At 59.4% G+C, this 20,244-nt stretch carries 21 protein-coding genes and 1 pseudogene; 6 read left to right on the top strand and 16 right to left on the bottom strand.

Annotation, left to right across the window (positions count from 1 at the left end):
- Window positions 1-68: 68 nt before the first annotated feature.
- The 4 genes from ispA to AC07V4_RS23100 form a co-directional block, all read right to left on the bottom strand.
- On the bottom strand, window positions 69-956 hold the full coding sequence (gene ispA, locus AC07V4_RS23085; RefSeq protein WP_492638260.1) for a (2E,6E)-farnesyl diphosphate synthase: 888 nt from the start codon (window positions 954-956) through the stop codon (window positions 69-71).
- Window positions 953-1,195 (bottom strand): exodeoxyribonuclease VII small subunit, encoded by a 243-nt coding sequence (locus AC07V4_RS23090; protein WP_003176346.1) that lies wholly within the window; start codon window positions 1,193-1,195, stop codon window positions 953-955. The genes ispA and AC07V4_RS23090 overlap by 4 nt, the downstream gene beginning before the upstream one ends.
- Before the next feature lie 124 nt (window positions 1,196-1,319).
- Window positions 1,320-1,697 (bottom strand): MerR family transcriptional regulator, encoded by a 378-nt coding sequence (locus tag AC07V4_RS23095; protein ID WP_038850090.1) that lies wholly within the window; start codon window positions 1,695-1,697, stop codon window positions 1,320-1,322.
- The gene (locus AC07V4_RS23100) at window positions 1,636-2,280 is read right to left on the bottom strand and encodes an NAD(P)H-dependent oxidoreductase (protein WP_492638259.1); all 645 of its coding nucleotides are present in this window, start codon (window positions 2,278-2,280) and stop codon (window positions 1,636-1,638) included. Before AC07V4_RS23100 ends, AC07V4_RS23095 begins: the two co-directional genes overlap by 62 nt.
- Window positions 2,281-2,467: 187 nt before the next feature.
- On the opposite strand from AC07V4_RS23100, the gene AC07V4_RS23105 reads away from it, so the two are divergent.
- Complete coding sequence (locus tag AC07V4_RS23105) at window positions 2,468-3,499, top strand: PDDEXK nuclease domain-containing protein (protein ID WP_492638258.1); 1,032 nt, start codon at window positions 2,468-2,470, stop codon at window positions 3,497-3,499.
- A gap of 15 nt (window positions 3,500-3,514) precedes the next feature.
- Here AC07V4_RS23105 and AC07V4_RS23110 read toward each other — a convergent pair whose 3' ends face one another.
- The 3 genes from AC07V4_RS23110 to ycaC all read right to left on the bottom strand — a co-directional run bounded on the left by AC07V4_RS23110 (window position 3,515) and on the right by ycaC (window position 5,327).
- On the bottom strand, window positions 3,515-3,949 hold the full coding sequence (locus tag AC07V4_RS23110) for a hypothetical protein (RefSeq protein WP_492638257.1): 435 nt from the start codon (window positions 3,947-3,949) through the stop codon (window positions 3,515-3,517).
- A 29-nt stretch (window positions 3,950-3,978) separates the two neighbouring features.
- Window positions 3,979-4,545 (bottom strand): hypothetical protein, encoded by a 567-nt coding sequence (locus AC07V4_RS23115; RefSeq protein ID WP_492638256.1) that lies wholly within the window; start codon window positions 4,543-4,545, stop codon window positions 3,979-3,981.
- A 149-nt stretch (window positions 4,546-4,694) separates the two neighbouring features.
- Window positions 4,695-5,327 (bottom strand): isochorismate family cysteine hydrolase YcaC, encoded by a 633-nt coding sequence (gene ycaC / locus AC07V4_RS23120; protein ID WP_492638255.1) that lies wholly within the window; start codon window positions 5,325-5,327, stop codon window positions 4,695-4,697.
- A 433-nt stretch (window positions 5,328-5,760) separates the two neighbouring features.
- Between ycaC and AC07V4_RS23125 the strand changes: the two are divergent.
- Window positions 5,761-5,996, top strand: a pseudogene (locus AC07V4_RS23125) (hypothetical protein).
- Window positions 5,997-6,297: 301 nt separating this feature from the next.
- Here AC07V4_RS23125 and AC07V4_RS23130 read toward each other — a convergent pair.
- The 9 genes from AC07V4_RS23130 to exaC form a co-directional block, all read right to left on the bottom strand.
- Window positions 6,298-7,068 carry a LexA family transcriptional regulator gene (locus AC07V4_RS23130; RefSeq protein ID WP_492638254.1) on the bottom strand — a complete coding sequence of 257 codons (771 nt, stop codon included), beginning with the start codon at window positions 7,066-7,068 and terminating at the stop codon, window positions 6,298-6,300.
- 203 nt (window positions 7,069-7,271) lie between these two features.
- Window positions 7,272-7,799: an inorganic diphosphatase gene (gene ppa / locus AC07V4_RS23135; protein ID WP_003317259.1), complete on the bottom strand. Its 528-nt coding sequence runs from the start codon at window positions 7,797-7,799 to the stop codon at window positions 7,272-7,274.
- A gap of 108 nt (window positions 7,800-7,907) precedes the next feature.
- Entirely contained in the window at window positions 7,908-8,723 is an 816-nt protein-coding gene (locus AC07V4_RS23140; RefSeq protein WP_492638253.1) for a M90 family metallopeptidase, read from the bottom strand.
- A 6-nt stretch (window positions 8,724-8,729) separates the two neighbouring features.
- Window positions 8,730-9,383: a DedA family protein gene (locus AC07V4_RS23145; protein WP_458291020.1), complete on the bottom strand. Its 654-nt coding sequence runs from the start codon at window positions 9,381-9,383 to the stop codon at window positions 8,730-8,732.
- A gap of 303 nt (window positions 9,384-9,686) precedes the next feature.
- Window positions 9,687-10,145, bottom strand: a complete 459-nt coding sequence (locus AC07V4_RS23150; protein ID WP_492638252.1) for a GNAT family N-acetyltransferase — start codon at window positions 10,143-10,145, stop codon at window positions 9,687-9,689.
- Window positions 10,146-10,234: 89 nt separating this feature from the next.
- Window positions 10,235-11,074 carry an ethanolamine ammonia-lyase subunit EutC gene (gene eutC / locus AC07V4_RS23155; protein ID WP_492638251.1) on the bottom strand — a complete coding sequence of 280 codons (840 nt, stop codon included), beginning with the start codon at window positions 11,072-11,074 and terminating at the stop codon, window positions 10,235-10,237.
- On the bottom strand, window positions 11,071-12,465 hold the full coding sequence (locus AC07V4_RS23160) for an ethanolamine ammonia-lyase subunit EutB (RefSeq protein ID WP_492638250.1): 1,395 nt from the start codon (window positions 12,463-12,465) through the stop codon (window positions 11,071-11,073). Before AC07V4_RS23160 ends, eutC begins: the two co-directional genes overlap by 4 nt.
- 64 nt (window positions 12,466-12,529) lie before the next feature.
- Window positions 12,530-13,963: an ethanolamine permease gene (gene eat / locus AC07V4_RS23165; RefSeq protein ID WP_492638249.1), complete on the bottom strand. Its 1,434-nt coding sequence runs from the start codon at window positions 13,961-13,963 to the stop codon at window positions 12,530-12,532.
- A 216-nt stretch (window positions 13,964-14,179) separates the two neighbouring features.
- Entirely contained in the window at window positions 14,180-15,700 is a 1,521-nt protein-coding gene (gene exaC / locus AC07V4_RS23170) for an acetaldehyde dehydrogenase ExaC (RefSeq protein WP_431750676.1), read from the bottom strand.
- Window positions 15,701-15,971: 271 nt separating this feature from the next.
- Here exaC and AC07V4_RS23175 point away from each other — a divergent pair, with 271 nt between their 5' ends.
- The 4 genes from AC07V4_RS23175 to AC07V4_RS23190 are packed head-to-tail and all read left to right on the top strand — an operon-like array spanning window position 15,972 to window position 20,198.
- Window positions 15,972-17,888, top strand: coding sequence for a sigma-54-dependent Fis family transcriptional regulator (locus AC07V4_RS23175; protein ID WP_492638248.1), 1,917 nt, complete (start codon window positions 15,972-15,974; stop codon window positions 17,886-17,888).
- A 57-nt stretch (window positions 17,889-17,945) separates the two neighbouring features.
- Window positions 17,946-19,295, top strand: a complete 1,350-nt coding sequence (gene mpl / locus AC07V4_RS23180) for a UDP-N-acetylmuramate:L-alanyl-gamma-D-glutamyl-meso-diaminopimelate ligase (RefSeq protein WP_492638247.1) — start codon at window positions 17,946-17,948, stop codon at window positions 19,293-19,295.
- Window positions 19,292-19,921 (top strand): flavin prenyltransferase UbiX, encoded by a 630-nt coding sequence (gene ubiX, locus AC07V4_RS23185; RefSeq protein WP_060754740.1) that lies wholly within the window; start codon window positions 19,292-19,294, stop codon window positions 19,919-19,921. The genes mpl and ubiX overlap by 4 nt, the downstream gene beginning before the upstream one ends.
- Window positions 19,914-20,198, top strand: a complete 285-nt coding sequence (locus AC07V4_RS23190; protein ID WP_431750679.1) for a YceK/YidQ family lipoprotein — start codon at window positions 19,914-19,916, stop codon at window positions 20,196-20,198. Before ubiX ends, AC07V4_RS23190 begins: the two co-directional genes overlap by 8 nt.
- The last annotated feature ends 46 nt before the right edge of the window (window positions 20,199-20,244 follow it).

The following is a 20,244-nucleotide window of genomic DNA, read 5'->3' on the forward strand; positions in this document are numbered from 1 at the left end:
CAAGCATCGCAAACTGCCCACGCGGAGCGCCGAACTTGGCTGATAGGCGGCGCGAATGGCCGCACTTATCAATGGCGGCGTTCGACGATATACCGCGCCAGGTCGCGCAGTGGCTCGGCCGCCGCGTCGAAAGGTCGCAGGGCATCCAGGGCTTGGTCGCGCAGTTCCAGGGCATAAGCCTTGGCCGCTTCGAGCCCGAGCAGCGCGGGGTACGTTGGTTTGTCCCGCGCGATATCGGCGCCTTGGCGTTTGCCCAGGGTGGCCGTGTCACTTTCCACGTCGAGAATGTCGTCCTGCACCTGGAATGCCAGGCCGATGGCCCGGGAATAGACCTGCAAGGCGGTCAATTGCGCCGTTTCTGCGCGGCCGCTGGCCAGGGCGCCCAGGTGCACGGCGGCTTCGATCAAGGCGCCGGTCTTGTGGCGGTGCATGTGTTCCAGGGCCGTTTGGTCCAGCTTGAGGCTGACCGAACCCATATCGATGGCTTGCCCGCCGACCATGCCGGCCGGGCCTGCAGCGTGGGCCAGGGCGGTCACCATGCGCAGGCGGATCTCGGCATTCACACTGCTCAGGCGCGGGTCCAGCAGGGCGCTGAACGCCAGGCTTTGCAGGCCATCACCGGCCAAAATCGCATAGGCTTCGTCAAAGGCTTTGTGGGTGGTCGGCTGGCCGCGACGCAGATCGTCGTCGTCCATCGCCGGCAAATCGTCGTGTACCAGGGAATAGGCGTGAATCAACTCCACCGCACACGCCGCGCCATTGGCCTCTTCGGCCGGTACGCCCAAGGCTTCACAGGCCGCGTACGCCAGCAATGGGCGCACCCGCTTGCCGCCATTCATCACGCTGTAGCGCATGGCGTCGTAGAGGCGGTTCATCTCCGGGCTTGGCGCAACAAACAAGGGTTCCAGCGCCGCATTGACCCGGGCTTGGCTACTGGCCTGATACGCGTCGATCATTCCGGCTGTTCCGCATCGAAAGGTTCCTCGGCCAACTCGCCGTCACGCTCCAGCAGCACCTGCACTTTCTGCTCAGCCTGCGCCAACGCGCTCTGACAGTCGCGAGTCAGGCCGATGCCTTGCTCAAACGCCGTCAACGAGTCTTCCAGCGACAACTCGCCGTTCTCCAGACGCTCGACCAGGGTTTGCAGGTCGGCGAGGGATTGTTCGAAATCGAGTGCAACTTTTTTGCGGGCCATGGCGGCTATTCCGGTAGACGGTAAACCGGCGCGACACTAGCAGACATGGGGATTCTGGGCAAATGAGTGGGGGAGGGTGTTCAGGCGGTGAGCCGAATAAGCGCCCTATTCGGCTCACCGCCGGTCAGGATCTTTGCGCCATTGACGAGCACTGTTCTTGTGATGTTTTCAACTGTGCTTCAAATGTCTGCAATCCCACGTGCATTTCCTGTAGCGCAGCAATTTTCAGGGCCAGTTCCTGCTTCTTGTCTGCGATTGCCTGGTCCGCCCGCTCCCAAGGCAATGCATCGCCTACGTGGCCGGAAAGAATTTCCTGCAACTCCTTGAGCTTGAACCCCAATTGCTGCGCGCACTTTATGAACATCAGCAGCTCAACGTTCTGCGCCGAATAGACCCGGTACTGGCCCTGACGCTGCGGCGCAGGCAGCAGCCCAATCGCCTCATAGTGACGAATCGCCTTGATGGTCGTGCCCGACAACTGCGCGGCTTTGCCGATGTACATGAAAACTCCTTTTTTCCGTTAAAGCGCCGGCCTGTTTCAGCCATGTATCCCGCTGCGCCGCAGTGGAGCCCAGCACCGGCCCGAGCAGCAATGTCTTTGCTGTCTTGATACCGCACAGCCCCAGCGTGGTCTTGCGCATCTGGTGAATGCCCGGCATGCGATAGAACCAGCGGTAATACCATGGCGGCGTGTCCAGGGTCACCAGCAAATGTGCCGTTCGGCCGCGAAGCAGTTTGTCAGGAAAAACCTTGCCTGCACGGTATTTAAAGGCAAAGCCGGGTAGGAAAATTCGGTCTATAAAGCCCTTCATCAACGCGGGGATGCCACCCCACCAAATCGGGAAAACAAATGTCAGGTGAGTGGCCCAAAGAATGTCGTCTTGCGCGCTGAGTAGGTCGGGCTCCAGCGGTTGAATCTGGGTGTAACCATTATGAAGGACGGGGTCGAAAGCCAGTTCGCCCAAGCGCAGGACGCGTACTTCATGGCCGACGGTTTTTGCTGCGTGGATGTAGGAGTCGGCCAGGGCTGAACAGAAGCTGGAGGCAGAAGGATGGCAAAGGATCACCAGCGTGCGCAGGGTCATGGGGGAGGTCCTGAATGTGGCATTTCAGGGTAAAGGCTGCTGTATAGGGGAGAGTCAAGTCCGTGGTCCGCAATTGCCAGCAGGAGGTTTCTGTAGTTATTGAAAGGTCCTTCTTGAAGCGCGCTTCGCCCCTTGTGACAGTAAATCCGCCTGACTAGCCTGCCTCAAAACTCCAGAGTGAAATGGCATGAGCGAACCCTGTATCGGCTTGACCACACCCCCTGCGGGCTACAGTGACTGGTTGACGGACTTGAAGGGCCGTATTCATGCGGCGCAACAGCGCGCAACACTGGCGGTGAATCGGGAATTGGTGTTGCTCTATTGGCAGATCGGCCACGACATTTTGACCCGCCAGGCGGAGCAGGGCTGGGGCAGCAAAGTCATTGATCGACTTGCCCAGGATTTGCGTGCGGCCTTTCCCCGAATGAAGGGTTTTTCGCCGCGTAATCTCAAGTACATGCGTGCTTTTGCCGAGGCGTGGCCAGATGCTGAATTTGTGCAAGAGGTGCTTGCACAATTGCCCTGGTATCACCATTTGGCATTACTGGACAAACTCCCCGGCCCCGAAACCCGCCGCTGGTACATCACCCAGGCGATAGAGAACAACTGGTCGCGTAACTCGTTGGTGATGCAAATCGAAAACCGCTTGCTGGAGCGCAGTGGCAAGGCCGTCAGCAACTTTGAGAGCCACCTGCCCAAACCGCAATCCGACCTGGCGCGCGAGTCGCTGAAAGACCCTTACCGTTTTGACTTTCTCAGCCTGGCCCTGGACGCGCAGGAGCGCGATATAGAAAACGCCTTGATCAAACACGTCACCGACTTTCTGTTGGAGCTGGGCGCCGGTTTCGCCTTTGTCGGCCAGCAAGTACTGGTGGATGTCGGGGGCGATGAGTTCTTTATCGACCTGCTGTTCTATCACGTGAAGCTACGATGCTACGTGGTCATCGAACTGAAAGCCGGCAAGTTCAAACCCGAACACCTGGGGAAGCTGAGCTTTTATCTCGCTGCAGTCGATGCCCAGCTTAAACACCCACAAGATGGGCCCACCATCGGCCTGCTGTTGTGCAAGAGCAAGAACGAAGTCGTCGCCGAATATGCATTGCGCGACAACAACCGACCGATTGGCGTGGCGGAGTATCAGGTGGTTGAGTCGTTGCCCGCAGAATTGCGGACCAGCCTGCCAAGTATTGAGCAGATAGAGCGGGAATTGGCGGGTTGAAACCGACTGATTGCCTCAAAAACCCGGCGGAATATACCCCGGCACAAACGGCACATTCAGGCACTTGCCATGCAAGATCCGGCCATCTTCAATCCTGAACAGCACGATCTTCTTCGCCTTATCCACCGTGGCTTCAAGCTTGCAATCCGAACTGTGCCCGACTTGCTGGTAATACTCCGTATACACCATCCCGTTCCCGGTGTGGTTCATTGAAGTCCCAGCAGCTTCGGTGGTCGTCCATGAAGAAGACTTGTGCCAGGTCATCACCACTTGGGTGTCGCCATTGGGTGCATTTTGCTTCTTCATCGAATCGGGTTTGCCGAACAAATTCAGCGCCTCTTGCACGTCACGGCCTTCCCAGCGCGATTGTGCAATCAGGTGGCACCCGTTGATAAACAGCACGGCAGGCAACAAAAGCCCAGCCAGCAACAGCCTTGTCCATGTAGGCATAGTGAATCCTTCCTGTAGGTGAGTGTTGCTCAGCGTTTGTTGCCCAACATGTCGTCGAGGTCATCGACCATCTGGCGCTTCTCCTGAGTTGGCCCCAATTGGTCGAACATGGCTTTGGTGGTCTGGATCATCTGCAGGTGGGTCATCTTGCCCATGGCGATGGTGTCCTTGCTCTTGCCCGGTTCGCAGACAAACGCGAGCGTGCGGTCGAGCCAGAACTCCTTCGGCGTCTGCCAGGTGTTGGATACCTTCAAGTGCGTGAGGGTGTAGGAAAAGGATGCGACCGACTGGCCGTTAAGAAAGCGCACCTTGCGTGTGGGGCACTGCACCTCGATGTTGTACACATCGATCATCGGTTTGCCCGGTTCTTCATACACCACCGTGACAGCGACCAGTTTCGCGCCCTTGTTGTGGTTCGAGGGCACCACAGAAGTGCGGTCAGCCACGTACATCACGTTTTTATGGGCCCGGCCGCTGCCGTAGATGATCGACCAGTCGCCGATCGGTGTTTGTTCATCGGCCAATACCGACGTTGTGCTGGTGAGTAAGATGGGCAGCAGTGCCAGGCAGCGACCGACCTTGGTTAATGTATTCAATAGCGTCCTTCCTTGAGGCTCGAAATAAGCGAAGGACTTTAGTGGTGAGGTGGCGCGGTCACAATTAGGGCGAGTGTGCTAATGGCGCATTGCTAGTTAACCAAAAAAGCCTGCGTTTTAAGGCAGGCTTAGTGTGTGCAGCAGTTGAGTTAGTCCTTACGCGCCGTCAACGCTGAGTAACCGTTCATCAAGTTACGATAGTTGGGAATGCGCTGGGACAACAGATTCCCCAGCCCTTCGACATCGTTGCGCCAGTCGCGGTGCAACTCACACGCCACCGAGAACCAGTTCATCAGTTGTGCCCCGGCTTGCGTCATCCGGCTCCACGCCGCCTGCTGCACCGTGGTATTGAACGTGCCCGACGCATCGGTGACCACAAACACCTCAAATCCTTCCGCCAGTGCCGACAGCGTCGGGAACGCCACGCACACATCCGTCACCACACCGGCAATGATGATCTGCTTACGCCCGGTGGCCTTGATCGCCTTGACGAAATCTTCATTGTCCCACGCATTGATCTGACCAGGGCGAGCGATGTACGGCGCGTCCGGGAACATTTCCTTCAGCTCTGGCACCAGCGGGCCATTGGGGCCTTGCTCGAAGCTGGTGGTGAGGATGGTCGGCAAGTTGAAGAACTTGGCCAGGTCCGCCAGGGCGAGCACGTTATTCTTGAACTCGTTGGGCGAGAAGTCCTGCACCAGGGAGATCAGGCCGGTCTGGTGGTCGACCAGCAGAACGATGGCGTCGTCTTTGTTGAGGCGGTTGTAGGTTGGCGTGCTCATGGTTGAATCCCTTTTTGTTTAAGTGGGTTTGGCGTTGCGTTCAACATGGGCACAGATTAATGGGTGGAATGTGGTGGATAAATCGGGTGAGACCGGTAATACCGTCAACTCAGAGGTGACAATTGTTGGAGCGCCAGCAATACCCATCTCTTTCATTTGAAGGACGTTTCCGAGATAGGCGGGAATGCGTGACTAGGCTGCGGATCGTCACTGCTTATTCAGTGATCAGGTTTAGTCGCTCGGACCTCGCTAGGCGCACGCGCCATCCCAAAGACAGGTGTCTTCTCACCTGCACTTTATGGTGGCTGTGCGCAGGGCACCTCCGGGTGCGCCGGTGCCTAGCGGCCGGTCGATTAACCTGCGTACAGCCGCCACCTCTACTCGTTTAGTCGTGAAAGGACGGTGGTATTCACTTACCGCTAGAGGTTTTGCCATGGATAACGTTTGTTCGGACTTACAGTCTTCGCGTGCACCCAACCCATTTGTAGTCAATGAAGAACTGAGCTTTGAGGATGCTGGGTGCGGGTTGCGGAGTTGCTGCAATGTGCGGTGGCGACGCCGCAGGTGCTCGGGGAACCGCTGGGTGCACCGCAGAGGGTGGTGATTCATTTGGTGGAGATGGCGAAGATGGTGGCGGATCGGGCTGTGGAGTGTTTGCAGCCTAGCTAACGCCCTTCAACGGCGGGAAGGTCTATAGGCCGCTGGCTTTTGATCATTCAATTGTCCAATAGCTGTTGGACAATTGAGTTGGGATCTTTACAGACATTAAAAAGCCGGCTTGTGGCCGGCTTCTCGGGGACTGCCTCAGCTTGTTTTTGACAAACCTCACCAGCCTTCAAATCGCTCAGCCCACATCGCGTCTGGCTGAATAGTAGGGGCATCCGCGGGAACTCCTCCGCTTCGCCGAGCAGGGTGGATAGCCTTAAGCCACCCCCTGCCAAATGTGGGCCGCATGATACCCACATTCACCTCAATTGCCCACCTCCGGTTCCGATTTAGAGCCTTCCCAGCCCACTAAGTGTTCATCCAGCGGTACGGGTGGGCGGCGGTTGTTGAGGGTGGACCACCAGAATACCCACCCGACGATCTGGAAGTTCTGCTCGAAGCGCTGGTCGTAGGTGAGGTATTCGTCCGGGTGTTCGCTGGCGTTGTGGCTGCGCATGCGCAAGCCCCCTCCTGGTCGGTTGTAGAGGTATTTGATGCGCAGCATGCCGTCGTGTTCGACGGCGTAGATTTCGCCGTCGATGATTTGGGTGCGGCCGCAGTCGATGGCGAGGGTGGCGCCTTGTTGGATGATGTCGATCATGCTGTTGTCGACCATGTAGGCGCCGCAGGCACGGTCGGGGTTTACGTTGAGGGTGTCGAGGGTGTGCAGGGAGACGCGGATGCGTTCGGTGGAGGTAAATGTGGGGTGGAGGGGGATCTCCACGTCGAGTTTTTCCGGGAGGCAGGCGGGGCCTGTGAGGTATTTGCCGCTGTCTTCGCGGGTGGGTGCAGTCCTTGCGGTGGGGCCGTCCAACAGGAAGTTGACCGGTGGGTGTTTGGGGCCAAGGCCGGTGTTCAGCCACCGGCTGGAGACGCACAGCAGTTCTGCGATCTCGTTGAGTCGGCCCATGGGCACGCCGCGTTTGAACCAGTTGTTCACGTGTTGAGGCGTGACGCCACGGTTCTTGGCGAAGTCGGAAGCGGAAAGATGAACTTCCCGCAGTAGCGCTTTTAAACGATCACCTGATGTATTCATAAACGCAGAGTTTACTGGCCGGGAAAACCAATCAAATAAACTATGCGTTGAATTGCGCCTGTAGGTTTTTGCTTAGTTGTAGCCTGTTTTTTCTATATTTCTTCGCTGTTAAACGTTAGTTGTTGTTAGTTGAACCGGGTGTTTAATTTTTTCCACAAAAAAGCCCCGAATGATCGGGGCTTTCTGGATTGCCGAAGCGGGTATCAGCCTTTGTAGGCGGCAACCGACTTGGTGATCTCGGCGCGGGCGGCGTCTGCGTTGCCCCAACCTTCGATCTTCACCCATTTGCCTTTTTCGAGGTCTTTGTAGTTCTCGAAGAAGTGCTTGATCTGTTCCAGCAGCAGTGGCGGCAGATCGGTGTATTCCTTCACGTCCACGTACAGCTGGGACAGCTTGTCGTGTGGTACCGCGATCACTTTGGCATCGCCGCCGCCGTCGTCGGTCATGTGCAGGATGCCGACCGGGCGTGCGCGGATAACCGAGCCAGGGGTAACCGGGTAAGGGGTTACCACCAGCACGTCGAGGGGGTCACCGTCGTCAGCCAGGGTGTTTGGGATGAAACCGTAGTTGGCCGGGTAGAACATCGGGGTGGCCATGAAACGGTCAACGAACAGGCAGTCGCTGTCTTTGTCGATTTCGTATTTGATCGGCGCGTGGTTGGCCGGAATTTCGATGGCGACGTAGATGTCGTTCGGCAGGTCTTTGCCAGCCGGAATCTTGCTGTAGCTCATTGGGCGTTGCCCCCGTAGTTGGCCATGGAACATGGCCGGATTGGCCTAAAAGTGGCGGCGATTATAGGCATATTCTGACGCCGATGCCACGCGCCAGACGTCGCAAGCTCATTCGCCGTGCGGCTGGTAGCGCGGGTCATGGGCTTGCAGTTGAGTCAGCCGGGCCAGTGGGTCCTGGCGGTAAAAGTGGCTGAGTTGTGCGTACACCTGTGGATAAGTGCTGGCCAGTAAATCCGGGGCACTGAAGAAATATTCGCTGGTGACGGCAAAGAACTCCGCCGGGTTTTCGGCGGCGTAAGGGTCGATCTCGGTTTCGGCGTTCGGGTTGGCGTCCAGCTGGCGATTGAGGTCATCAAAGGCGCTCTGCATCACGCTGGCCCATTCCTGCACGCGCATGTCGTGGTGCAGTGGTGGCAGGCCATTGGCATCGCCGTTGAGCATGTCGAGCTTGTGGGCCAGCTCGTGGATCACCAGGTTGTAGCCTTCCCAGTTGCCACTGGCCAATACGCCGGGCCAGGCAAGGATCACCGGGCCTTGTTGCCAGGCTTCGCCGCTGTGTTCGCCGTCCCACTCGTGTTCGACACCGCTGGCATCGCGATGGCGCTGCGGGCTCAGGAAGTCGTCGGGGTACAACACGATTTCGTGGAAGCCTTGGTACCAGTCGAGGTCGCCCAGGTTCATCAGCGGCAACTGCGCTTGGGCCGCGAGCAGCAGGCGTTGTTCCTGATGCAGTTCGACGCCGGGCAGGGCGGTCAGGTGTTTTTCGGCGAGGAACACCACGCAGGCTTCACGCAGCCACTGGTCCTGTTCGGCGCTGATGCCGTCGAGGAAGGTCAGGTGGTGGCGCACCCGTTGCCAGGTGTCATCGGCAATCGGGTGCTTGGCCAGCAGGCGCCGGCGACGCCAGGCGCTGAGGGACCACATCGGCGGTTACGGCTTGGCTTCGGAGGAAGCGTTGCCAAAGCGGCTGCGGATGACGCCGATGATCATCGGCACCAGGGACAGCAGAATGATGAACACCACCAGCAACGACAGGTTTTTCTTGATAAAGGGCACGTTGCCGAAGAAGTAACCCAGGGTCACCAGGCCGCCGACCCAAATGATGGTGCCGAACACGCTGAAACCGAAGAATCGCGGGTAAGGCATTTTGGCGATGCCGGCGACGAACGGTGCAAAGGTCCGCAGGATCGGCAGGAAGCGCGCCAGGGTCACGGTTTTGCCGCCGTGCTTATCATAGAAATCGTGGGTTTTTTGCAGGTAGTCGCGACGGAAGATTTTCGAGTTCGGGTTACTGAATAGCCGTTCCCCCGCCGTTCGTCCGATCACGTAGTTGGTACTGTCCCCGAGGATCGCCGCCAACATCAGCAGGCCTGCCAGCAAGACGGGGTCCATGCCGCCGCCTGCGGCGACTGCGCCAGCGATGAACAGCAGCGAATCACCCGGCAAGAACGGCATGACCACCAGGCCGGTTTCACAAAAAATAACCAGGAACAAAATGGCGTAGATCCACACACCGTAGTTTTTTACCAGCATGTCGAGGTACACGTCGAGATGCAGGATAAGGTCGAGCGGGTTGAAATCCATGAATGGCACCTGTGTGAATGGCCCGGCTCAGCAGGCCAGTGCGGGGGCTACGGGGGAAGTTAGGCTACAAGCTTATGTCGTGATTCTTACAATCCCTAAGAGGTCGGCATTATACGGATTGGCAAGTGAAAAGCGTGTTGGTTTTGTAGCGGGGGATGTCGTGATTATCCAGGATATGCATCGATCTAAATGTGGGAGGGGGCTTGCTCCCGATGGCGGCAGGTCAGCCAATGAATCTGTTGGCTGACACTCCGCCATCGGGAGCAAGCCCCCTCCTACAGAGGATTTGTGGTGTTTTTGCGGTCAGTCTTCGGTGATCGGCAGCACGTAGCTCTTGAACTCCGTATCTTCACGAAACCCTATCGACTCGTACGTCTTGCGCGCCACGTCGTTATCAACGCTGGTCGACACCCGCAGCCGCACCGCATGGGTTTCCTTGGCCATTTTCTTCGCCGTACGCATCAGGTTGTCCGCGACCAGTTGGCGGCGGGCGTCTTCGGCCACGTAGATGTCGTTGAGAATCCACACGCGCTTGAGTGACAGCGACGAAAAGCTTGGGTACAGCTGGCAGAATCCAAGCAGTTTGTTGTCGTCATCATCCGCCAAGGCCAGGTAAATCACCGATTCCTTGCGCCGCAGGCGCTTTTCCAGGAAGTCACGCGATGAGTCCGGGAACGGCAACGCGCCATAGAACTCGCGATATTTGACGAACAGGGGCGTCAGCAGGTCCAGGTGTTCCAGGGTCGCTTGAGTAATCCGCATGTCAGGCCTCAACGTCTCAATGGGGGATGACCACACAAGCGGCCGTGACTCGATGCTGCCTAACGGCGCTAAAAAGCGCAATCGTGCCGCTATCGGTCATCCGGTGGGCTGAGTAGGAAATTCCCTTTCATCAGGTCGGGGTTATCCGACTCGATGGTCTGAACCTGCGCCTCGTCCTTGAGGTTGACCCCCGACAGCTGCCGGCGACACGCCTCTTTCATCAAGTAAAGCAGGCGATGGGCCGCCATGCCGTAGCTCAAGCCTTCCAGGCGCACATTGGAGATGCAGTTGCGGTAGGCATCGGTAAGGCCGACCTTGGGGTTGTAGGTGAAATACAGCCCCAGGCTATCGGGCGAACTCAGCCCGGGTCGTTCGCCGATCAGGATCACGGTCATCTTGGCACCGAGCAGTTGCCCGATTTCGTCGGCGACGGCCACACGGCCTTGTTCCACCAGAATGACCGGCGACAAGGACCAGCCTTCAGCGTGGGTCTGTTCCTCCATCCGTGTAAGAAACGGCATGGTGTGTTTATGCACCGCCAGCGCCGACAAACCATCGGCGACGACGACGGCCAGGTCGACGCCGCCCGGGTTGGCGTCGGCGTAGTCCCGCAATTGTTGAGCTGACTCCTCACTCAGGCGTCGCCCCAGGTCTGGGCGTTGCAGGTAAAGGTGACGGTCGGCGGCGGCACTGTGCAGCAACAGGCTGTCACGCCCGCGTTCGGCCAACTGGCTGCTCAGGCCGCCATGGTCGAAGGGCAAATGCACGGCATCGCGCGCCTGGGCGTGGGCGAATTGGAAATCCAGCTGTGCGTTGGTGGGGATGCTGGTGCCGGTACGGCCCAGGGCAATACGCGCCGGTGTCAGGCGGCGCAGTTCCAGCCACGGGTTGTCGGGCAGTTCGAGTGATTGCACGGGCGGCTCCTTCATCCCAATTGCGCCAAGGCGTGGCGAAACGCTGGTGGCAGGCTGTTGCCGAAGTGCACCTTGCCGTCGGCTTGCGTGAAGATGCCCATTTTCGCCAGCCATTGTTCAAACTCCGGCGCCGGCTTCAGACCCAAGGTTTGGCGGGCGTACAGGGCATCGTGGAATGACGTGGTCTGGTAATTGAGCATGATGTCGTCGGAGCCGGGGATGCCCATGATGAAGTTGATCCCGGCCACACCCAGCAGGGTCAGCAGGGTATCCATGTCGTCCTGGTCGGCTTCGGCGTGGTTGGTGTAGCAGATGTCACAACCCATCGGCACGCCGAGCAACTTGCCGCAGAAGTGGTCTTCGAGCCCGGCGCGAATAATCTGCTTACCGTTGTACAGGTACTCCGGGCCGATGAATCCTACGACCGTGTTCACCAAGAACGGTTTGAAATGCCGCGCCACGGCGTAGGCCCGGGTTTCGCAGGTTTGCTGGTCGACACCAAAGTGCGCGTTGGCCGACAAGGCACTGCCCTGGCCGGTTTCGAAATACATCAGGTTCTGGCCGAGGGTGCCACGCTTCAGGCTCAGGCCCGCTTCGTACCCTTCCTGCAGCACGCTCAGGTTGATGCCGAAACTGGCGTTGGCCGCCTCGGTGCCGGCAATCGACTGAAACACCAGGTCCAGCGGCACGCCACGGTTGATGGCCTCGATGGAGGTAGTGACGTGGGTCAGCACGCAGGCTTGGGTCGGGATTTCGTAGCGTTGGATGATCGCGTCGAGCATCTCCAGCATGGCGCAGATCGAGGCGATGCTGTCGGTCGCTGGGTTGATGCCGATCATGGCGTCGCCGTTGCCGTAGAGCAGGCCATCGAGAATGCTGGCGGCAATGCCTGCGGGTTCATCGGTGGGGTGGTTGGGTTGCAGACGGGTGGATAAACGCCCGCGCAAGCCCATGGTGCCGCGAAACTGCGTGACCACACGGATCTTTTGCGCCACCAGGACCAGGTCCTGCACGCGCATGATCTTCGACACGGCAGCGGCCATTTCCGGTGTCAGCCCTGGCGCCAGGGAGCGTAGGGTTTGTTCGTCGGCGGCATCGCTGAGCAGCCAGTCGCGCAGGCCGCCGACCGTCAGGTGGCTGACCGGGGCAAACGCCTGTTTATCGTGGGTGTCGATGATCAGTCGGGTGACTTCATCGCTTTCGTAGGGGATCAGCGCTTCTTCGAGGAAGTGTTTCAACGGAATATTCGCCAGCGCCATTTGCGCGGCCACGCGTTCACCGTCGTTTTGCGCCGCGACGCCCGCGAGGAAATCCCCGGAGCGTGCGGGGCTGGCCTTGGCCATCACGTCCTTGAGGCTGTCGAAACGGTAGGTGTGTGCACCCACCGCGTGGGAAAAACTTGCCATACAGTGTCTCCTTGGCGACGCGGGCAACCTGTGGGTAAAGCGCCCGCGTCGAGGTTTACGGCTATCAGTGCAAGGCGGCTTCTGCGGCCTGGATCGCCGCGAATTCTTCTTCCGGCGTGCCTGCTACCAAGTGATGCCGGCTGTAGAAAGCAAAGTAAGCAATTAATACTCCATAGATGATCGCCGCGCCAATCACGACGCGCGGATCGACCAGGAAGCCCGCCACCACGGCCACGCAGGCCAGTACCAGCGCGATGCCCGAAGTAAAGATCCCGCCCGGTGTGCGGTACGGACGGTCCATTTTGGGGCGGCGGATGCGCAAGGTGATGTGCGCGGCCATCATCAGCACGTAGGAAATGGTCGCGCCAAACACCGCGACCAGGATCAGCAAATCACCCTGGCCGGTCAGCGACAGGCCGAAACCGATGATGCCGGGGATCACCAGCGCCAGTACCGGTGCTTTGCTTTTATTGGTCTGGGACAGTTTGCGCGGCAGGTAACCGGCGCGGGACAAGGCGAAGATCTGCCGCGAATAGGCGTAGATAATCGAGAAAAAGCTGGCGATCAGCCCGGCCAGGCCGACCAGGTTGACGAAACTGCCCATCCAGGTCGAGCCGCCGTAGGACAACGCCAGCGCTTCAACCAGTGGGTTGCCTGACTTGATCAGGGCGTAAGTGCCCGCGCCGCCCGGCGCAATCACCAGGATCAACAGGGCAAAACTGGTGAGCACCACGATGGCGCCGATCAGGCCCCGTGGCAGGTCGCGTTTGGGGTTCTTGGTTTCTTCGGCAGCCAGGGGTACACCCTCTACTGCGAGGAAAAACCAGATTGCATAAGGGATCGCCGCCCACACGCCGACGTAGCCGAATGGCAGGAAGGTGCTGGCGCCCTTGGCTTCGGTCACCGGAATATCCAGCAGGTTGGCCACGTTGAAGTGCGGCACCATCGACACGAGGAACACGCCCAAGGCAATCGCGGCCACGGCGGTAATGACAAACATCAGCTTCAGGGCTTCGCCCACACCAAAGATGTGGATGCCGATAAAGATGATGTAGAACGCCAGGTAAATCATCCAGCCGCCAATGCCGAACAGCGACTCGCAATACGCGCCGATAAACACCGCGATGGCGGCGGGCGCGATGGCGTATTCGATAAGGATCGCGGTGCCCGTGAGGAAGCCGCCCCAGGGGCCGAAGGCGCTACGGGCAAAACCGTAGCCGCCACCGGCTGTAGGAATCATGGAAGACAGTTCGGCCAGGGAAAAGCACATGCACAGGTACATGGTGGCCATCAGCAATGTGGCGAGGAACATACCGCCCCAACCCCCTTGGGCCAGGCCGAAGTTCCAACCGGCGTAATCGCCGGAGACCACATAGGCAACGCCGAGGCCGACCAGCAGCACCCATCCGGCGGCGCCTTTTTTCAGTTCGCGTTGTTGGAAATATTGGGAGTCGACTTTTTCGAAGTCGACAGAAGAACTTGTAGGTTCGCTAGACATGGGAAGTACCGTCCGTTCTTATTGTTTTAACTCGACCTGCTTGCGCCGGATGAGGTAGCAGTTACTTGCGAAGCTCAAATGTGGGAGCTGGCTTGCCTGCGAAAGCGGTCTGTCAGCTACCGCATATTTGATTGATACACTGCCATCGCAGGCAAGCCAGCTCCCACACTTGATTGCATTTCAAGTTGGGAACTGGTCGCCTGCTAGACGGTTAAGTTAGAAGAAGCCCAGCGGATTAATGTCGTAACTCACCAGCAAGTTTTTAGTTTGCTGGTAATGATCCAACATCATCTTATGGGTCTCACGCCCTACACCGGACTTCTTGTAACCGCCAAACGCGGCGTGCGCCGGGTACAGGTGGTAGCAGTTGGTCCACACGCGACCGGCCTTGATCGCGCGGCCCATGCGGTAGGCGCGGTTGATGTCGCGGGTCCACACACCGGCGCCCAGGCCGAACTCGGTGTCGTTGGCGATTGCCAGGGCTTCAGCTTCGTCCTTGAAGGTGGTGATGCTCACCACCGGGCCGAAGATTTCTTCCTGGAACACGCGCATTTCGTTGGTGCCTTTGAGCAAGGTCGGCTGGATGTAATAGCCGCCAGCCATATCGCCGCTGAGCTGCTCGACCTTGCCGCCAGTCAGTAGCTGCGCGCCTTCGCCTTTGGCGATTTCCAGATAAGACAGGATCTTGTCGAACTGCTGCTCGGACGCCTGGGCGCCGACCATGGTGTCGGTGTCCAGGGGATCGCCGCGTTTGATCTGCTCGATTTTCTTCATCACCACTTTCATGAAGTCGTCGTAGATCGACTCTTCTACCAGTGCGCGGGATGGGCAGGTGCACACCTCGCCTTGGTTGAAGAACGCCAGCACCAAGCCTTCGGCGGCCTTTTCGATAAACGACGGCTCGGCTTTCATGATGTCGGCAAAGAAGATGTTCGGCGACTTGCCGCCCAGCTCCACGGTGGAGGGAATGATGTTCTCGGCGGCGCACTTCATGATGTGCGAGCCCACCGGGGTGGAACCGGTGAAGGCGATCTTGGCGATACGCTTGCTGGTCGCCAGGGCTTCGCCTGCTTCCTTGCCGAAACCGTGTACCACGTTCAGCACGCCCGGTGGCAGCAGGTCTCCGATCAGTTCCATCAGTACGTTGATGCCCAGAGGGGTTTGCTCGGCAGGCTTGAGCACCACGCAGTTACCGGCGGCCAGGGCGGGTGCGAGTTTCCAGGCGGCCATCAACAGCGGGAAGTTCCACGGGATGATCTGGCCGACCACGCCCAGCGGTTCGTGGAAGTGGTAGGACGCTGTGAGTTCGTTGATTTCGGCGCTGGTGCCTTCCTGGGCGCGGATGCAGCCAGCGAAGTAGCGGAAGTGGTCGGCGGCCAGTGGGATGTCGGCGTTGAGGGTTTCACGCACGGCCTTGCCGTTGTCCCAGGTTTCGGTGATGGCCAGCAGTTCGAGGTTCTGCTCGATACGGTCGGCGATTTTCAGCAGCACCAGCGAGCGGTCCTGAGCCGAGGTCTTGCCCCAGGCGTCAGCGGCGGCATGGGCGGCGTCCAGCGCCTTGTCGATGTCTTTGGCGGTGGAGCGGGGGAAGTCGGCGATAGGCTTGCCGTTGACCGGCGAGGTGTTGGTGAAATAGTTGCCATCGACCGGTGCAACGAATTCGCCACCGATGTAGTTGCCGTACTTGGCCTTGAACGAAACGAGCGCGCCTTCAGTACCGGGGTGTGCGTAACGCATGGTGGGTATCTCCTGGCTTTTATGTTTATTGGAGTGCAGCGCAAAGCGCTTGATAAAGCGTAGAGCAAAGGTCGGGCCACTGCGTTGCAGGTCAGTTAAATCAAGGGTTTAGGGTTTGTGGCAGGGCATTCATGTGGCACGCCTGGCACAGTCTGGGTGACAGTTTGTGCCATAAGCGGTACAGCCTGTGACCGATGAGTCGGCCCGGGATTGCATTGGTCGGATGGCTGGGGGATGCTGGCCGTTCTCACGCAGGGAGAATAATAAGAACATGCACAACGATCATTTCAGTCGCCATGCCCAGCAAGTCTTGACCGTCACCCGTGGACAAGACCTTTCCCAAGGCCCGGGCAGCGACCCGTCCATCGCCCGCTCCTGGCTGCGTTGCCTGGAGGACTATCACCTCGACCCCGCGTTGACCATTGCCCCCACCGTGCTTGAACACGGCCGCCTGCTGGAAAGCCGCGAGCGCCTGCAGCAGGTGCTGCACATCGCCGGCAGTGAGATGAACAGCCTGCATCAACAGCTGTCCGGCGCCGGCCACGCGGTGCTGCTCACCGATGCCCGCGGGGTCATCCTCAACTGTGTCACCGCGCCGTCCGAGCGCAAAATCTTCGAGCGGGCCGGGCTGTGGCTCGGTGCCGATTGGAGCGAAGCCTGCGAAGGCACCAATGGCATCGGCACCTGCCTGGTGGAGCGCCAGTCCCTGACCATTCACCGCGATGAGCATTTTCGTGGGCGCCATACCGGGCTGACCTGCTCGGCGAGCCCGGTGTTCGATCCCCATGGCGAATTGCTGGCGGTGCTGGATGTGTCATCGGCGCGGGAGGCCGTGTCGCGCCAGAGCCAGTTCCACACCATGGCGCTGGTGAACCTTTCGGCGAAGATGATCGAGAGTTGTTACTTCCTGCGGCATTTTGAAAACCACTGGTTATTAAGGTTTCACCTTCAAGCAGAGTCTGTGGGGCTGTTCAGCGAAGGCTTGCTGGCGTTCGATGGAGAAGGGCGCATCTGTGCGGTCAATCAGAGCACCTTGAACCTGTTGGGACAGGCTCGCGTCGGTTTGTTGGGGCAATCGGTGGAAGCGTTCTTCGAATGCTCCCTAGACCAGTTGCTCGGCCGCGCCAGTGCTAATGCCACGGCCAGTTGGCCGTTGCGCACGCGGGACGGGCGGCACCTGTTCGCGGCGTTGCGCGGCCAGCCGGTCCGTGTATCGGCACCGCCCGCCAGGCCAGTGACCCAAAAGCCGCGCCTGCCGGGTATCTGTCTGGGCGACTCCGCGTTGCAGGAAGGGTTTCGCAAAGCCCTGCGCGTATTCGAGCGTGACGTACCGCTGCTGATCAATGGTGAAACCGGCTCCGGCAAGGAAGCCTTTGCCAAAGCCGTGCACTTGGCCAGCCAGCGCGCCGACCGTGCGTTTGTTGCGCTCAACTGTGCCGCCATCCCCGAAAGCCTGATCGAGAGCGAGCTGTTCGGCTATCGCGGCGGCAGCTTCACCGGGGCACTTAAGGATGGCATGCGTGGCAAGTTGCAACAGGCCGATGGCGGCACGTTGTTCCTGGATGAAATCGGCGACATGCCGCTGGCCTTGCAGACCCGTCTATTAAGGGTGCTGGAAGATCGTCTGGTGGTGCCCATCGGCGGTGAACCCCAGGCGGTGAACGTCAGAATTATCAGCGCCACGCACCGTAATCTGCTTGAACGCGTGCAGGACGGCAGCTTCCGCGAAGATTTGTATTACCGCCTCAATGGCTTGGAAATCGCCTTGCCGGCCTTGCGCGAGCGCACGGATAAGTCGCAGTTGCTGGACTTCCTGTTGGCGCAAGAGGCGGGCGGGCAGACGGTATTGCTCGACCCGGCAGTGCGTGCGGCGCTCTTGGTTTTCGGCTGGCCGGGCAACGTTCGACAGTTGCGCACGGTGCTGCGCACCTTGGTGGCATTGTGTGATGAGGGGCGTGTGGGCCTTGAGGACTTACCCCAGCCTATTCGTCAGGCCCGGCCTGTGACGGTCGCCGAGGCCAAACCTGTGGATTCGCCGTTGGAAGATGCCGAGCGCCTTGTGCTGCTAACGGCCCTGGAGCAGCAACGCTGGCATATGACACAGACGGCGGAACAGTTGGGCGTCAGTCGCAACACGCTCTATAGAAAGCTGCGCAGACATGGCATTGCCCGTCACGCGCTCAGCTAAAGAGTGCGATTTGCCCCTCCCTGCGCTAACCTGCCTCGATGTTTTACGAGGTCGACTATGCACATTCATATTCTCGGTATTTGCGGCACATTCATGGGCTCGATGGCGGTTCTGGCCAAAGAGCTGGGCCATCATGTTACTGGCTCCGATGCCAACGTTTATCCGCCCATGAGCACGCAACTCGAGGCCCAGGGCATCGAGCTGACCCAAGGCTACGACCCGTCGCAATTTGACCCGGTGCCCGACCTGGTGGTGATCGGCAATGCCATGGTGCGTGGCAACCCTGCGGTCGAATACGTGCTCAACAAAGGCTTGCCGTATGTGTCCGGCCCGCAGTGGCTGGCGGACCATGTGCTGCAAGGCCGTTGGGTGCTTGCGGTCGCGGGCACCCACGGCAAGACCACCACCAGCAGCATGCTGGCCTGGGTGCTGGAGCATGCGGGCATGAGCCCTGGCTTCCTGATCGGCGGCGTACCGCAGAATTTCTCGGTGTCGGCGCGCCTGGGTGACACGCCATTTTTCGTCATTGAGGCGGATGAGTACGACAGTGCGTTCTTCGACAAGCGCTCCAAGTTCGTTCACTACCGTCCGCGTACGGCGATCCTGAATAATCTTGAGTTTGATCACGCGGACATTTTCCCTGATTTGACAGCGATCGAGCGGCAATTCCATCACTTGGTGCGTACCATTCCGAGCGAAGGCCTGGTCATCCACCCCACCACCGAGCCGGCCCTGCAGCGCGTGATCGAGATGGGCTGCTGGACCCCGGTGCAAACCACCGGTACGGGCGGGCAGTGGCAGGTCAAACTGCTGAGCGAAGACGGTTCTCGATTTGAAGTGCTGTTTAACGGTGAAGCCCAGGGCATTGTCGATTGGGCCATGACCGGCCAGCACAACGTCGCCAACGCCTTGGTAACGCTGGCTGCCGCACGGCATGTCGGCGTGGTGCCGTCGATGGGCATCGCCGCCTTGAGCGCCTTCAAAAGCGTTAAGCGCCGCATGGAAAAGGTCGCTGATGTGAATGGCGTTACTATCTACGATGATTTCGCTCACCACCCGACGGCGATTGCCACCACCCTTGATGGCCTGCGCAAGCGTGTCGGTAACGCGCCGATCATTGCGATTGTCGAGCCGCGCTCCAACTCCATGAAACTGGGCGCGCACCGCGATGGCTTGCCGGAAAGCGTCAACGACGCTGATCAGGTCGTCTGGTATGCGCCAACCAATCTGGGTTGGGACCTGCCGGCGATTGCAGCCCTGTGCACGATACCCTCCATCGTCTGCGACTCTATCGAAGGCATCATCGAACACGTCAAGCATCAGGCCAAACCGGGGACCCACGTGGTAGTGATGAGCAACGGCGGCTTTGGTGGCCTGCACGGTAAATTGGCTGAGGCGCTGAAGTGAGCGGCCCCGAGCGCGTCACCCTGGCGATGACCGGTGCCTCTGGCGCGCCCTATGGTTTGCGCCTGCTCGATTGCCTGGTGCGCGAAGACCGCGAGGTGCACTTTCTGATCTCCAAGGCTGCGCAGTTGGTGATGGCAACCGAGACCGATGTCGCACTGCCCGCCAAGGTGCAGACGATGCAGGCGTTCCTCACCGAATACACCGGTGCGGCGGCGGGCCAGATCAAGGTGTACGGCAAGGAGGATTGGATGTCGCCCGTGGCCTCCGGCTCCGGCGCGCCGGCCGCGATGGTCGTGGTGCCGTGCTCCACGGGTACGTTGTCGGCGATTGCCACGGGCGCGTGCAATAACTTGATCGAGCGGGCCGCCGACGTGACGTTGAAGGAGCGTCGTCAATTGATCCTGGTCCCACGTGAAGCGCCGTATTCGAGCATTCACCTGGAGCACATGCTCAAGCTGTCGAACATGGGCGTGACCATCTTGCCGGCGTCGCCGGGCTTTTATCACCAGCCGCAGACCATCGATGATCTGGTGGATTTCGTGGTGGCGCGCATTCTCAACCTGCTGAATATTCCCCAGGACATGCTGCCACGTTGGGGTGAACACCATTTGAGCAGTGATGAATAAGGCGCTGTCGATCCTGCTGGCGCTGCAACTGACGGGCTGCGCCACTGCACGCACGTTGGACGCGGCGCAGCCGGGAGCTCCGGTGGTGTATGCCGGCACGCGGTTGGATTTGTATGCAATCAATGGGGGTTGCTGCGCCAAGGACCGTTTTGGTGCCGAGGCGCCGAGCTATCCCCATGTCGACCTGCCGGCCAGTGCGGTACTGGATACGCTGTTGTTGCCGCTGTCGGTGTTGACGGTACTTGGGGTTGGCTTCAACGCTACGGGTGGTCTTTAGATGACCGGTGGCTGTGCTGGCCTCATCGCGGGCAAGCCCGGCTCCC

This window comes from Pseudomonas sp. GW821-FHT03A09 (genome assembly GCF_059421065.1).